The sequence below is a fragment of the Vibrio sp. FE10 genome (assembly GCF_030297155.1).
Classification (GTDB): domain Bacteria; phylum Pseudomonadota; class Gammaproteobacteria; order Enterobacterales; family Vibrionaceae; genus Vibrio; species Vibrio apostichopi.
Window position 1 is genome coordinate 17869 of the sequence record NZ_AP028068.1, and the last position, 13618, is coordinate 31486.

At 45.1% G+C, this 13618-nt stretch carries 10 protein-coding genes; 7 read left to right on the forward strand and 3 right to left on the reverse strand.

Going from position 1 to position 13618, the window contains the following annotated elements; all coding sequences use genetic code 11:
* Positions 1 to 199: 199 nt before the first annotated feature.
* On the reverse strand, positions 200 to 1057 hold the full coding sequence (yghU, locus tag QUF19_RS17225) for a glutathione-dependent disulfide-bond oxidoreductase (protein ID WP_286301433.1): 858 nt from the start codon (positions 1055 to 1057) through the stop codon (positions 200 to 202).
* A 275-nt stretch (positions 1058 to 1332) separates the two neighbouring features.
* Between yghU and QUF19_RS17230 the strand changes: the two genes are divergently transcribed.
* Complete coding sequence (locus tag QUF19_RS17230; protein WP_004730279.1) at positions 1333 to 1677, forward strand: YajD family HNH nuclease; 345 nt, start codon at positions 1333 to 1335, stop codon at positions 1675 to 1677.
* Between the two features lie 172 nt (positions 1678 to 1849).
* Here the strand turns inward: QUF19_RS17230 and QUF19_RS17235 are convergent, their stop codons facing one another.
* Entirely contained in the window at positions 1850 to 2230 is a 381-nt protein-coding gene (locus QUF19_RS17235) for a hypothetical protein (protein WP_017105054.1), read from the reverse strand.
* 594 nt (positions 2231 to 2824) lie between these two features.
* On the opposite strand from QUF19_RS17235, the gene QUF19_RS17240 reads away from it, so the two are divergent.
* From QUF19_RS17240 to QUF19_RS17250, 3 genes are all read left to right on the forward strand, one after another.
* A complete protein-coding gene (locus QUF19_RS17240) occupies positions 2825 to 4063 on the forward strand; it encodes an L-lactate MFS transporter (protein WP_102435811.1) in 1239 nt (412 codons plus the stop codon).
* A 57-nt stretch (positions 4064 to 4120) separates the two neighbouring features.
* Positions 4121 to 5803 carry a VRR-NUC domain-containing protein gene (locus QUF19_RS17245; protein WP_286301437.1) on the forward strand — a complete coding sequence of 561 codons (1683 nt, stop codon included), beginning with the start codon at positions 4121 to 4123 and terminating at the stop codon, positions 5801 to 5803.
* A gap of 154 nt (positions 5804 to 5957) precedes the next feature.
* Positions 5958 to 8312 (forward strand): fatty acid cis/trans isomerase, encoded by a 2355-nt coding sequence (locus QUF19_RS17250; RefSeq protein WP_286301439.1) that lies wholly within the window; start codon positions 5958 to 5960, stop codon positions 8310 to 8312.
* A gap of 101 nt (positions 8313 to 8413) precedes the next feature.
* Here QUF19_RS17250 and QUF19_RS17255 read toward each other — a convergent pair whose 3' ends face one another.
* On the reverse strand, positions 8414 to 9352 hold the full coding sequence (locus tag QUF19_RS17255) for a LysR family transcriptional regulator (RefSeq protein WP_286301441.1): 939 nt from the start codon (positions 9350 to 9352) through the stop codon (positions 8414 to 8416).
* A gap of 123 nt (positions 9353 to 9475) precedes the next feature.
* On the opposite strand from QUF19_RS17255, the gene QUF19_RS17260 reads away from it, so the two are divergent.
* The 3 genes from QUF19_RS17260 to QUF19_RS17270 are packed head-to-tail and all read left to right on the forward strand — an operon-like array spanning position 9476 to position 13486.
* Positions 9476 to 10771: a cytosine permease gene (locus QUF19_RS17260; RefSeq protein WP_286301444.1), complete on the forward strand. Its 1296-nt coding sequence runs from the start codon at positions 9476 to 9478 to the stop codon at positions 10769 to 10771.
* Positions 10772 to 10776: 5 nt separating this feature from the next.
* Positions 10777 to 11901 (forward strand): S-methyl thiohydantoin desulfurase family protein, encoded by a 1125-nt coding sequence (locus QUF19_RS17265; RefSeq protein ID WP_286301446.1) that lies wholly within the window; start codon positions 10777 to 10779, stop codon positions 11899 to 11901.
* A 4-nt stretch (positions 11902 to 11905) separates the two neighbouring features.
* On the forward strand, positions 11906 to 13486 hold the full coding sequence (locus QUF19_RS17270) for a hydantoinase/oxoprolinase N-terminal domain-containing protein (RefSeq protein ID WP_286301448.1): 1581 nt from the start codon (positions 11906 to 11908) through the stop codon (positions 13484 to 13486).
* The last annotated feature ends 132 nt before the right edge of the window (positions 13487 to 13618 follow it).

Genomic DNA, 13618 nt, shown 5'->3' on the forward strand with positions numbered 1-13618 from the left:
TGTCTTCACCACAAAGAGCATTACTCGTAATTAATTGAATAAAAAGATTAAATTTCGATTAAAAACACAAAACATTCCGAGTTCACCTTCGTCCACCACAAAAAAATGCCATACCTCGATCGAGATATAGCATTTGCAATTGATCACTAGTATTAAGCTAGTGAGAAGGTATCACCCAAGAGTAGCTCTCAAATACAAGCTAAGGTTTAAGCTTCAAGACCGCATCAATATCTTCAGCTGAATGGCGCTCGGGTACTTGCTCCCACTCTTCACCAAATGAACGGTTCACTACTCGGCCACGCTGAAAACCTTCACGAGCTTCAAGTTGCTTCGCCCAACGAACAACATTGGTGTAAGACTCCACTTGTAAGAACTCTGCTGCGTCATAAATTTTGCCAAGCACTAAGTTGCCGTACCAAGGCCAAATCGCGATATCTGCAATAGACAGCTCTTCGCCCGCAACAAAAGTGTTATTTGCTAACTGTTTGTCTAACACGTCTAGCTGGCGCTTCGCTTCCATCGCAAAACGGTTAATTGGGTACTCTTGCTTTTCATCAGCGTAAGCGTAGAAGTGACCAAAACCACCACCAAGGAAAGGTGCAGAGCCTTGCGCCCAGAACAACCAGTTAATGGTTTGCGTTCTTGCCGCTCCCTCCTTCGGTAAGAAGTGACCAAATTTTTCAGCCAGATGCATCAAAATAGACGCAGATTCAAAGACATTGACATCTTCATCGCCAGATTTATCAACAAGAGCTGGAATCTTCGAGTTTGGGTTTACACCAACAAAGCCAGATGAGAACTGATCCGACTCACCAATATTGATCAAGTACGCATCATATTCAGCTTCTTTGACACCTAGCGCTAATAGCTCTTCCAGAAGAATAGTCACCTTCTGGCCATTAGGTGTTCCAAGAGAATACAGCTGTAAAGCATGCTCACCAACGGCAAGATCTTTATCAAACCGAGCGCCAGATTCAGGACTGTTGATATTCGCCCATTTGTTTCCACCATCGGTATCGTTAACCCAAACTTTTGGCGGAGTGTATTGTTCTGACATGATATTTCCTTATTAATATAGGGTAGCTTTAACTGATATTAGGTCACCGACTCCGAGTTAAAACCCCTGAATACGATTTATTTTCAAACTGTTAAGCATGCCTTATTCCAGAAAGACATAACCTGCGTGAAGACGTGGATTAGATAAAAGACGAGTGCTCGCTCAAGCCCCCACTCAACGTTGGTTAGTGCAAAGCATGATTTAGCGACGACATTCCTACAGCTTCAAGAAAGCTGTGATAAAATCGGAGGATTACAATTAATAAGGATTTGGCAATGTCTTCTGATTACACAGGCTCGAGTGCAGCGTACGCTCGCCAAGAGAAAGGCTACCGCGAAAAAGCACTAAAACTGTACCCATGGGTTTGTGGTAAGTGTGCGCGTGAATTTGTTTACTCGAACTTAAGAGAGCTGACCGTTCACCACGTCGATCACGACCATACAAACAACCCTGAAGACGGAAGTAACTGGGAACTATTGTGCCTGTACTGTCACGATCATGAACACTCAAAATACACAGACCATGACCGTTACGGTGTTGATGCCAAGGCTCGTTTAGACGACCACCAATCAGCGACGCACAACCCGTTCGCCGATCTAGCGAAGTTGATGAAGAAGTAAACGCTTCCTTCTTTGTAAAAGCGAGTCGTTCGAATAATAAGAAACCCCAGTATGTCGCCATACTGGGGTTTCTTTTATCTGCCGTCATAACCAAAGATAGAGTTCAGGTAGGCAGGATCAAAAAGAGCCTTCCGAAGAAAGCTCTTTTTAGAATTCTGTATTAGTACTGCAATTAAGCTGCTGCTTCCTTGCGAGACTCTTCTACCTGCTTAGCGCGTTTTTTTAGAATCAACTTATCGCGGTATGTAAACCAAACGTAAGACACAACCACTAAGAAGAACAGGTATGACAATGAGAAAATGAACGGCGATTGAATGATATCGTTCGAGATACCCCAAGAAACACCGACAACCGTCACTGCAATTTTTGCGAAAAAGCCACACATCAATAGCATTAAAGCCAACTGTGGGAAACGCGTGCTACGGAAAGCTAACCAATAGCAACTACCCACTGCCAATGCAGCAATATAGAAGCCAAACAAGAAAGAGTGGATATGGTCAGCTGCCGCTAAACCACCAGAAATTGACATCAATAGAATTAAAAACAGTTTCATAATACTCGCCTCGCCATAAGTTGGAAACGCATCCTTTCAAATTTGGAATCTCAGTTTGCGTACTATTTTCCCACTTTTTCTCAACAACACAACCCCTTCGATCGAACAAAATGTAAGCAAAAGTGCTATCAAAAACCACTATTAACAACTGGTTAACATTTTGTTTTTCATAAAACTCCGTTACTCCTTGTCTCATATGGACAAAGCTCTATTTTGATTTATTTTGTTACACAAAATTAACCTTAGAAAATATTTAAAATAATTCGTAACTCTGTGATATCCGCACGGAATACGTGGCCATTCAGAAATACTTATTGAAGAATCCCTTAAAAAATAAGCCCGTCACGTGAAAAAGAACAAAATAGAAAGGTATTAAATACAATTGCAAAACCAATAAAAAACAACCCATTAACAAGTTTGAGTTTATTTACCAAAAATGGAAAAAGAGATTCCAATCACATTTTTATTGGTTATAATCCGCGCTCTTTTGCGCTGTCTGTTGATAAACGCAAACTAATTTTGAAGAAACAATCACAATAACCCGTCTTTAGTTAAGTGGCTCACCACTGACCAACGACAAAACTGAGAATAAAAATGAGCAAGATTGATAAAGCATCACGTATCCTGCTAGCAGGCTTCTGTATCAACCTTTGTCTTGGCATCCTGTATGCTTGGAGTGTATTTAACAAGGCGCTAGTCACTGAAGCTGGTTGGAGTGCTGCTGAAGCATCTTCACCTTACGCTATTGCAACTATCACATTCTCTGTTTGTCTTCTTGTTGCAGGCATCCTACAAGACCGTATGGGTCCACGTAAGATCCTTATCCTAGGTACAGCGCTTACTGGCCTTGGTATGATCGCTTCTGGTTTCGCTACGACTCCTATGATGCTAAACCTAACGTTTGGTGTGATGACAGGTGCTGGTATCGGCTTCGGTTACGCATGTCTTTCTCCATCAGCAATGAAATGGTTCCATTCTTCTAAGAAAGGTATGGTTAACGGTCTAATCGCTGCAGGCTTCGGTCTTGCTGCTATTTACCTAGCACCACTAACTTCTGCGCTTATCGATAGCATGGGTATCCAAACAAGCTTTATGATTCTTGGTGTTGGTGTACTTGCAATTGCAGTACCTCTAGCAGCAACGATCAACAACCCACCAGCGGATTACACGCCAGCTGAGCCTAAAGTAAAAGAAGGCCAAGCACCTAAAGCGGTTAAGAAGACTGAAGACCTAACTTGGAAAGTAATGCTGAAGACTCCTCAGTTCTACTCTCTATGGATCATGTACGCATTTGCTGCTTCTGTTGGTCTTATGATCATCGGTAACATCACTACGATTGCTAGCGTTCAAGCGAACCTGCCAAACGCAGTTTACCTAGCGTCTATTCTTGCTGTATTCAACTCAGGCGGCCGTGTTGCTGCGGGTATGCTTGCAGATAAAATCGGTGGCGTACGTACTCTACTTCTAGCGTTCATCCTTCAAGGCGCGAACATGGCTCTATTCGCTACGTTCAACTCTGAATTCACGCTAATCATTGGTACGGCTATCGCAGCTGTTGGTTACGGTACGCTTCTAGCAGTATTCCCAACACTAACTGCTGAGTTCTACGGCCTGAAAAACTACGGTACTAACTACGGCGTGCTATACACGGCATGGGGTATCGGCGGTGCTATCGGCGCAGCGGTTGTTGGTTACTCAATGACAAATGGCGAAGGTTACGGCCTAGCTTACACAATCTCTGCAGCTATGATGGCAGTGTGTATTGTTCTAGCAATCATCACTAAGCCAATCTCTGAAGCTAAAGTGTCTGAACTAAAAGCATCTCAAGCTTAATCGTCAGAAAAGATTGAATTTGTTACTGAAGAGCTTAACCTTAGGGTTAGGCTCTTTTTGTATCAAGCGACTAACCCATTGACGATAGAAACCACTCCTCAGCTCTCCCCTACTTATTATCTCGACAACTTCAATCGACTGATTGAACACGCTCAAACGCTCTACCCCGATCTTCTGAGTGACGATGAATGCCGTTGGTTGTCTGAATACAAACGTCTTTCAGTTGCAAGCCAGTGTCTAATGGTTCGTTTACTTTCTCGCAAGGGCTGTTGGTTTCGAAGTGATAAACTCAATTATGTTGAGATTCCAGATCTAAAAAGCGCCCTGCAAGAGCTAAACGCATCGAGCTTCATTGCGTTAAGTCACCTAACTGAACAATATAACCTCGTCATTAGTGATCTTGAATTAGGATTGCATCTACTCACTAAACCAGAGCTGTTGAGCGCATTCCCGCATCTTAAGAACAATAAAACAGCGAAGAAAGACGAACTCTTGGCTTTACTCGATCATCAACCTTTTGATCAGTACCAAACCCTAGCATTCGATTGTATTTACGTTGTCGAATCTGAAGTTATTGATGTCTTGCTATTACTGTTTTTTGCTAATACTTATCAAGACCTAAGCCAATTCGTTCTTAGTGATCTTGGACTCAACACCTTCGAAAACTACCCGTTAAGCAAACATCGTCGTTTCTTCACCTCTAGAGAACAGCTCAATCAATTGCTTCAGATGCGTGATATTCAACGCCAATATTCTGAGGGCGACCGTAAAGACCCAGAGTTTCTTGAACTCCTTTTGCAATCGATACCCGCTGAATCGGAACACAGAAGTATTGCCAGAAAACGATCGCGCTTGATCAACGACATCGCTCGCGATCTAGAAAGGCTCAACCAAAACGATCAAGCTATCTTTTGGTTCAAACAATCTGTACTTCCTCCGAGCAGAGAGCGACTTGCACGCATCTATGACAAGCAAGACGAGTTAGACTTGATGTGTGACATTGTCACGCAAATGAAAGCGAATCCATCGGATGTATCAGAGTTAGAGGTCGCCGCTAAGCTTGATCAGAGGCTATTTCGCAAGCAAATGTTATCTACAAAGAAAGGCCACAAAGTGCCACGCGCTTCAAAACCAAGTTGTACGCAGATAAAACTGGAGTTAGACCTAAGCCAAATGCGAGTCGAACTTGCGGTAAAGCAACACTTTGAAAGCCAAGGTTGGGATGTCTACTTCTCAGAAAACAGTTTTCTATGTGGCTTGTTTGGTTTGGCTTTCTGGGAGGTGATTTTCGCAGATGTCGAAGGGGCTTTTATCAACCGTTACCAACATCGACCGCTGGATCTGTACCACTCAGATTTCGTAGACAAACGAGCAGAGCAGATCGAAGCCGTTTTCCAAACCCTATACAAACACGGGCTCAACCAATTGCTTGATATCTACGACCAAAAAAACGGTATCGCTAATCCCTTCGTTCATTGGAGTCATTTCCCTAAGTCGCTCATCGAACATAGTTTGAATTCAATTCCAAATGCACTAGTTGTCGACCTCTTCAAGGTGATATTGAGTGACCTAAAACTATTCCGAACCGGGATGCCGGATTTGATTGCGTTCAAGAACGATGAATTTCATTGGATTGAAGTCAAAGGGCCAGGAGATAAATTGCAAGATAACCAGTGGCGATGGATCAAAGAATTTGAACGATTGTCTGTCCCTTTCTCGGTTTGCTACGTCAATCAATAGCCTTGGCTAAGCTTTCTATATCCTGATCTGAGTAAAGGGTTCACACAACCAGTCACACCGTCCTATCAATATCTTGTCTACAAAATTGTTAGAACATGAGCATTTTCAATCATTTTCGATATAATTATAGAAAATACCTAATATTTAAATACGTATGAATTTGAAAAAACTCTTCATTTTAGCTTTAGTTAGCGTCTTCTCAGGTTGTGCCGTGTACGCGGGCTTAAACTTTGACGAGCTGTTTGGTAAGCCACAAGTACGTGATCGCCAAGCGCCGATTCTTTCAGCTCAAGCCCAGCACTTCATTGATGAAGTAAAGCCCATCATTGATAACCGATGTGTGGTTTGCCACGCCTGCTACGACGCGCCCTGCCAGTTAAAGATGTCTTCTGTGGAAGGAATCGACCGTGGTGCAAGCAAGGTACTGGTTTACCAAGGCACACGTTTGACGGCTTCTGCCCCGACTCGCCTCTTTGAAGATGCGATAACCACGCAAGAATGGCGTGAAGCTGATTTTCATCCGGTACTCAACGAGCGAATTCAAACTCCTACCGCTAACCTCGATGCGGGTCTTGTATCTCGAATGTTGATTCAGAAAGAGAACCACCCTCTTCCCGATCAAACTCAGCTCGAAGGTTTCGATTTTTCAACCGACCGTGACCAACAGTGTCCGACCATCGAAGAATATGCTCAATATGAAAGAGACTATCCGACTTGGGGAATGCCTTATGGGATGCCTAATTTGGACAAAACGGAGTACGCAACATTGATGAGCTGGCTGGAAAATGGCGCGCTCATGAATGACCACATCCCACTCAATGAAAGTGAACAAGAGCTGGTCACTATCTATGAAGATCTTCTCAACAAAAGCGACCTTAAAAGCCAACTTTCAGCTCGTTACATCTATGAGCACCTGTTTTTGTCGCATGTCTATTTCTCAGAGCTAGAGCAACCGATACGTTTCTTTTCAATCGTTCGCTCAGCAACCCCTCCAGGTCAAGCCGTAGAACGTATCAGCACTCGCCGTCCTTACAGTGATCCAAAGGTTGACCGTGTTTACTACCGACTCATTCCCGAACAAGGCACGATTGTCGACAAGACACACATGCCATTTGCTCTAAACAAAGAGCGCTTACAGAAATGGAAGACATGGTTTGTTGATGCAGATTATGAAGTAAAACAGTTACCTAGCTACAAGATTGATGTTGCCGCGAACCCAATGACCTCGTTTGAAGCCCTACCGGTGAACTCTCGATTTAACTTCATGTTGGATAACGCACAGAACACCATCATGGCCTATATCAAAGGACCGGTGTGTCGTGGTCAACTTGCCTTGAACGTGATTAACGACCGTTTTTGGGTTTTCTTCATCGACCCAGAGAAAGCCGATGTACCAGAAATTAACGCCTTCTACGCAAGCCAAAAGAAAAACTTAAAGCTACCTAGCGAACTAAAAAGCAACACGGTTCCAGTGACGCACTGGGTAAGATACGCGAAGCAACAAGCGCGATACCTAAACGCGAAATCAGACTTCACCAACCAGTGGTTTGAGAGTGGTGTAAACCTAGACACGGGCATCATTTGGGATGGCGATGGCATCAACCAGAATGCTGCTCTCACCGTCTTTAGGCACTTCGATAGCGCATCTGTTGTACAAGGGTTAGTTGGCACACAACCTAAGACTGCGTGGATTCTTGATTATGCCCTTCTAGAACGTATTCATTACCTTCTCGTTGCGGGCTTCGATGTTTACGGTAACTTTGGCCACCAGCTGATGACTCGTATGTTTATGGATTTCTTGCGTCTTGAAGGTGAAAGTAACTTCTTAACCCTTCTTCCTAAAGACGTTCGCCACATCGAACACTCAAGTTGGTACCAAAACCAAAGCGCACAACTGAGCGACTACTTACAGCGAAACATTGCACCTTTTGATCAGCCTACCAGTGTGGTTTACAAAACAGCCGATCCTAAGCGTGAACTGTTGAATATGATCAAAGATAAACTCGAGCCTATTCTCGATAACCGTTTTGATATTGTCGACACGGGTTTTGGTAAGAAGAACGAAGCACTGCTGAATCAAGTGAGTTTGATTAAAGGCGAAGGCCTACGTCATGTTCCTCAATTAGTAATGATCATGATTGAAGGCGAAAATGGCGAAGATCAACTGTTCACCATGATTCACAACAACGCTCACAGCAACATTTCGAGCTTGTTTAATGAAGAAGGTAACCGTGATTACGCCAACGACGACTTAACGCTCGTCCGTGGCGTTGTGGGCAGCTACCCAGCGGCTTACCTATCATTAACCGAGAGCGAGATTCCGGCTCTAGTTAAAATGCTACAGAGGTTGAACACAAAAGAAGACTACGTGGCGTTACTTGATAAGTTTGCAGTGCGACGCAGCTCTCCTGAATTCTGGCCATTCAGTGACCGTGTTCATCGCTGGTATCGACAAAACCAACCGATTGAGTTCGGCCTGTTAGATTACAATCGCTTCGAGAACCGTTAATTCTCACTCATAAAGCATAAAAGCAAAAATCCTCTGTCTTGGCAGAGGATTTTTTGTATATGGGGAAGAATCTTAAGTGCTATTTAGAATCTGAAAGATCTCTAGATTGAATCTGGACTTTCCTGTGGGTTTAACTCATCAAAAAACGCACGAGCGGCAGGAGAAAGAGAATCCAAAGGCTGCTTTAACACCAGATAGAACTGACTTTTCAAGCTCCACTTCTCCGGTTGAAGCGGTATCAAAGCCTGATCATAGTGACCACGATCGATTAAGTGGGAAGGCAGGAAACTCAAGTGCGTTCCTGCCAGCGTTAGAATTACGCCCGACTCGACATGCCAGCCATCAAAAGGCTTTACCGAATCGTACTGTTCAATATTGAGCAATCGAAACATCTCATCTTTGGCATAGCCGCCCATGTTGATACGACAGCCATCAAGGGAAAAATCGTTGTCCATGATCTTCTCGGCCAGATCTTTACGCGCATATAAATAACTGTGCTCTTCAAACAGTGGGTATTTATGTTGAAAGGCTGATTTTTGATGTGACCCCAGAACGACGATCATCATATCTATCTGGTTCTTTGCCAGCTTCTCATTCAACTGGGTGAAATCGCCCACATCAACACTCACCTCAACACTGTTACTGCGTTGGTAAAATGTCTCAATCGCTTTTGGAAGTGGGTTGTAGGGTAAAGTCACCGTGTTGTCCAAACAGCCGATTCGTACATGTCCAGAGAGTTCGGTCTGTACGCCTCGCAACTTGTAAGCAAAGTCGGTTAATGTTGATTTTAGTTGGTTCGCATATTTATACACTTGCTCACCTTCATGGGTGAGCTTAAAACCACGCCGACCACGTTGGCATAATGTTAATTCTAAGCTTTTTTCCAAGGCAATAAGTTGATTACTCAGCACAGGTTGGCTAATTCCGGTGCTCGCGACCGCTTGATTGATGCCTCCCTGCTCAACAATTTCACAAAAAAGTTCTAATCTTCGTAGGTCTCTTTTATCTAACTTATTGTTTGGGTTCACTTTGCCACTCACATTTGGATTTTGTTATGTTTACATCTGATTATATTCATTTATTAACAATAAATACATCAGTATGCTTTATTCACACTTTTGGAATAACAATGCGCGGATGGCGCTATGGCGACAGAAGCTTACATGAATAAACCCGAAGCAACACGCAGCCACAAAAAGATAGATGACTTCGAGTTGGAGCCCGTTCCCGAGAAAGCCAAGCGCTCTTGGTGGGTGATCAGCCTTATCTGGTTGGCTATCGGCATCGATATCTCAGGCTTGTTTTTAGGTTCAATTCTGAGCAGTGGGATTGGCTTTGAGGACGCATTGCTTGCTACGTTTATCGGCTCAGGCTTACTCGCAGTGATTGCGATGTTGTGCGCCAACATTGGTTTTCAAGCGGGTGTCTCGACCCCACTCGTGAGTAGCGCAGTGTTTGGCCGTAACGGCGGTAAGATTCTTGGTTTCATCAATGGCATCTCGTTAGTTGGCTGGTTCGCTTTCCAAGCTGACTTCTTCGCTTTCATCATGGTCGATGCTCTGGCGAAATACGACATCGTTATTTCTCACCTAACCGCTCTGATTGGCGGCAGCGTGTTAATGATGATGACCGCCATCTATGGCGTTCGTGCCTTGGGTAAACTCAGCACCTATTCTGTTCCTCTTATGGTAACTCTGATTACGATTGGCTTGTTCATGGCTGCCGACTACCAAGGCGGCGCAGCACCCACCATTGAAGATCCTCTAACTCTTGGTCAAGCCATCTCTTTCGTTATGTCTATCTGGATTCTTGCAGCAGTTGCCGCACCTGATATTGCTCGTTACGCCAAAACCCGTCGCGACGCGATTCTAGGAGCTGGTATCGGCTTTCTAGTTGGCAACAGTGCCATCATTCTTATCGCATTGATCCTGACCAAAATGACCGGCACCGACGACCTCGTTGAAGTCTTCTTCACACTTGGTTTAGGTATGGCTGCCATCATCGTTCTGGTGTTTGCTCAATGGACGACCAACAGTAGCAACCTGACTTCCGGTGGCTTATGCATGTCGATGGTGCTGCCTAAAATTCCTCGCCCTGTTCTGGTTGTGATCATGACCATCGTCGGCATTGGCATTGCTCAACTCGGCATGGTGAACAAGTTTACCGACTTCTTAATGCTACTGAGCGTGACCATTGCGCCTGCTGCGGGTGTCTACATCGTTCAATACTACGTTTTAGATTCAACAAAGATGAGCTTTGAGAACATCCAACAGGTTCCAGCTTGGATGTTTAAAGGCCTAGCTTCTTGGGCATTTGGTACTGCATTCAGCGCCTGTACCGCACCAGAGTTTTTTAACCTGTTTTCATTAACCAGCATCTCGGCATTAGACGGCATTCTTGCAGCTGGCGGTATTTACCTAGCCCTAATGAAGCTTTCTCCTTCAAGTGATAAGGAATAGTAGTTGTGATTATTACTGAACAAATGATTGATGATATCGCGCTTGGTGCCACTGTATTAGGTACGGGCGGCGGCGGTGACCCATACAGCGGAGCATTGATGGCGAAAGTCGCTATCGCAACAGCAAAACAACCTGTGCGCATGATTCCTCTGGAAGAAGTGCAAGACGATTGGATGACAGTGCCCTCTTCTATGATTGGCGCGCCAACCGTCGCAGTAGAAAAACTCAACTCAAAAGATCAAATGCTGGTTGCATTCGAAGCGATGGAAAAAGCACTTGGTACTGAGGTAGCGGCAACATTCCCTATCGAAGTGGGCGGCTTTAACTCACTGATTCCAATTCTCGTTGCAGCGCAAAAGAACATTCCTGTAATTGACTGTGATGCAATGGGACGTGCGTTTCCTGAAGCGCAAATGGTTACCTTCTTCCTCGACGGTTTGCCTTCAGCACCCAACACATTGGCCGACGAGCGTGGCAATGTGGTCACCCTTTATCCGATAGACGGTATTTGGTCTGAAAAGTTTGCTAGACCGATTACAGAACAAATGGGCGGCTCGGCAGCAATGTGTGACTACCCAATGAACGGTAAAAGCCTAAAGCGCAGCGCACTGCCTGCAACACTGACTCAAGCAATGAAGATTGGTGAAGCGATTAGACTGGCGAATGACAACAATCAAAGTGGCGCCCAGGCCGTATTAGACATTGTCGGCGGCCATACCATCATCAGTGGCAAGATTGTTGATATTCAGCGCGAAACCGATGGCGGCTTTGCTACTGGTGGTGTCGTGATCGAGAAACTGGCTCAGTTTGAAGATACTGGCGTGGATAACGTATTCGTACAGTTCCAAAACGAATTGCTTCTGGCGCATAAAGGCACAAGCCGCGCAGACATGAACCAAGAGAACCTGCTGGCTTCAACACCAGACCTAATCTCGATATTAGATCACGAAACTGGTAAGCCAATCACAACCGAACAGCTTCGTTACGGACAACGCATCGACCTTATCGCCTACCCTTGCGACCCAAAATGGCGCACTGACAAAGGCATCGAAGTCGCAGGACCAGGTTACTTTGGCTACACCGTCGAATACCAAACCATTGAACAATTAAAGTCTGCATTGAAGAGGTAGTAGCATGACAAACATTACACTTGATTACTGCCGTTTAGGCATTGACGTTGGTGGCACGAATACCGATGGTGTGTTGCTCGACGCAGACTTAAATGTGATTGCCAAAGTAAAAACCGCAACCACACATGATATTTCAACGGGTATTGATAACGCGATCTCTGCGCTACTAAGCCAAGCAAACATTGATGGTAAGCAAGTAAAACACGCGATGCTTGGTACCACGCAGTGCACCAATGCAATCGTTGAAAGGAAAGGCTTAGACAGAGTCGGTATGATTCGTTTAGCCCTTCCGAGTGGTGACAGCGTCCCGCCCCTTTGTGGTTGGAGTGAAGCGTGGCAAAACCTGCTTGGTGAACACTTCTACCAAGCACACGGCGGCTATGAATACGATGGCCAATTGATTGCCGACATTCAAGAGTCTGAGATCCGCGAGCTTTGTCAGAAAATGAAAGGCCACGTCGATTCAATTGCCATATGCGGCGTGTTCTCACCCGTTAATGGCGACCAAGAGCTGCAAGCCGCAGAATGGATTCAACAAGAGCTTCCGGGCGTGAACCTATCGCTCTCCCATAAAGTCGGCAGCTTAGGGCTTCTAGAACGTGAAAACGCCACGATTCTGAACGCAGCCTTACAAGGCACAGCAAAGCGATTCGTTGATGGTTTCTGCAATGCGTTAGTGAACCATGAGATTCACACCACACCATACTTCGGTCAGAACGATGGAACCTTAATGTCGCAGCAGTTCGCGTTGATGTACCCGATTCTCACCGTGGCTTGTGGGCCAACAAACTCGATTCGTGGAGCTAGTCACCTAACTAAGCTCAAAGACGCGATTGTGGTCGATGTAGGCGGTACTACGTCTGATATTGGTGTGCTCACCCATGGTTACCCAAGAGAATCGAGCTTAGCGGTAGAAATTGGCGAAGTGAGAACCAACTTCCGCATGCCTGACATCCTAGCGCTAGCGATTGGTGGTGGCACCAAAGTTCGTTTTGAACAAGAGCGTACCCAGTTAGGGCCAGAAAGTGTTGGCCATACCTTAACGCAAACGGCACGCAGCTTTGGTGGTGATGAACTTACGTTAACCGACATCGCACTCAAAACAGGTCAATTGCAGTGGCAAGCAGAGCATCAGCTAAGTGATGAGATTGGTATCTCGACCGAGCAAGCAAGTCAGGTTTATCAACAAATGGTGACTGACGTAGAGGAAGGCATCGATAAGATGAAGACTTCTGCAGCGAGTGTTCCGGTGATCATGGTTGGTGGTGGCAGTGCCCTATTCCCCGACCACTTTGAAGGCGTAAGCCAAGTGGTTCGCCCTGAACACTTTGAAGTGGCTAATGCGATTGGTGTTGCGCTGGGTGAAATATCAGGTCAGTTCGATAAAATCGTATCGATTGATCCGGCTTCTCGAGAGCAAACCTTAAAGGGCTTAGAAGAACAATCCAAGCAAATGGCGGTTGAGGCTGGCGCATGCAGCGACAACGTAGCCATTATTGAACGTAGCGAGATCCCGCTAAGTTATCTTCAAGGCAACATGGTTCACGTGAAGATCAAAGCCGCTGGACACATCAAGATGATTTAAAGCGAATCAGTGACAGTTGTATTCAACCAAGCCCCATAACGAAAAAGCAGCCCATTCTTTCATACAAAAACGAAGAAATTGGCTGCTTTTTTATGTTGTGACTTTTGGCTTCTAGCTCACGATACGTTTCTG